The organism is Mesorhizobium sp. M7A.F.Ca.CA.001.04.2.1 (assembly GCF_003998485.1).
In the GTDB taxonomy this organism is placed as follows: Bacteria; Pseudomonadota; Alphaproteobacteria; order Rhizobiales; family Rhizobiaceae; genus Mesorhizobium; species Mesorhizobium ciceri.
Window position 1 is genome coordinate 1 of the sequence record NZ_RZQT01000281.1, and the last position, 1,267, is coordinate 1,267.

Here is a 1,267-nt window from a genome sequence, read left to right on the forward strand (position 1 = left end):
GCTACCGCATGGCCGGGCGCGGCTCGGCCGCCGGCCTGCTCGCCTATGGCAACGCCAACGAGATCGTCAAGGAAATGGCCTATGAGGTGTTGCCGGTGGTCAGACACACGCCGGTGCTGGCCGGCGTCAACGGCACCGACCCGTTCGTCATCATGCCGCTGCTATTGGCAGAGCTGAAGACGATGGGCTTTTCCGGCGTGCAGAATTTTCCCACCATCGGCCTGTTCGACGGCAGCATGCGGCAGAGCTTCGAGGAGACCGGCATGGGCTTCGGCCTCGAGGTCGACATGATCGCCGAGGCGCACAAGCTCGACCTCTTGACCACGCCCTACGTCTTCAACCCGGATGAGGCCCGCGCCATGACCAAGGCCGGTGCCGACATCGTCGTCGCCCATATGGGTGTGACGACAGGCGGCTCGATCGGCGCCACGTCAGCCAAGTCGCTCGACGACTGCATTCAGGAGATCGACGCCATCGCCAATGCCGCGCGCTCGGTGCGCAAGGATGTCATCCTGCTTTGCCATGGCGGCCCGATTTCGATGCCCGACGACGCCCGTTACATTCTCTCCCAGGCCAAGGGCCTGCACGGCTTCTATGGCGCCAGCTCGATGGAACGGCTGCCGGCGGAAGCCGCGATCGCCAAGCAGACGGCCGATTTCAAGGCCGTCGCGCTCGGCGGCCAGAAGACCACATTCAAGAAAAAGAAGGGATGAGTGAGATGACCGACAAGAGCAAAGTGTTCGTGTACCCGAAGGACGTCAGCGCCTTCGGCTTCGACTGGGGAAAATTGGCGCTGACGGTGGCGCCCGAAGTGAATGGCGCAACCCGCTTTTCCGGCGGCGTCGTCGACCTGCCTTCCGGCAAGGGCCACACGCGCCACAACCATCCGGGCGCGGAAGAAATCATCTTCGTCATCTCAGGCCATGGCGAACAGATGGTCGAGGACGAGAAGGGCAATCCGATGGTCGAGAAGGTCGGCCCCGGCTGCACCATCTACGTGCCGGAAAGCCGCTTTCATTCGACGCTCAACACCGGCGACGGGCCGATGCAGCTGTTCGTCGTCTATTCGCCGGCAGGACCTGAACTGGTTTTGCGTGAGCTGCCGGATTTCAGGCTGATTCCGCCGGGGCAGTGATCTTTCCTCGGTTCCGGCTCCGACCTCTGCCCTCGGGGAGAGGTCGGATTGCCCCGAATTGCTTTTCCCGGATGGCAATCCGGGTGAGGGGGCAGCAGCCTCAATACCAGCTAGGCCGTCCCACCCCTGTTC

The 1,267-nt window shown here is 63.2% G+C and carries 2 protein-coding genes; both read left to right on the forward strand.

Annotation, left to right across the window (positions count from 1 at the left end):
* A partial coding sequence (locus EN955_RS34500; RefSeq protein ID WP_164769973.1) for a phosphoenolpyruvate hydrolase family protein occupies window positions 1–713 on the forward strand: 713 nt, incomplete at its 5' end.
* 5 nt (window positions 714–718) lie between these two features.
* Window positions 719–1,135, forward strand: a complete 417-nt coding sequence (locus EN955_RS34505; protein ID WP_013529490.1) for a cupin domain-containing protein — start codon at window positions 719–721, stop codon at window positions 1,133–1,135.
* Window positions 1,136–1,267 lie beyond the last annotated feature (132 nt).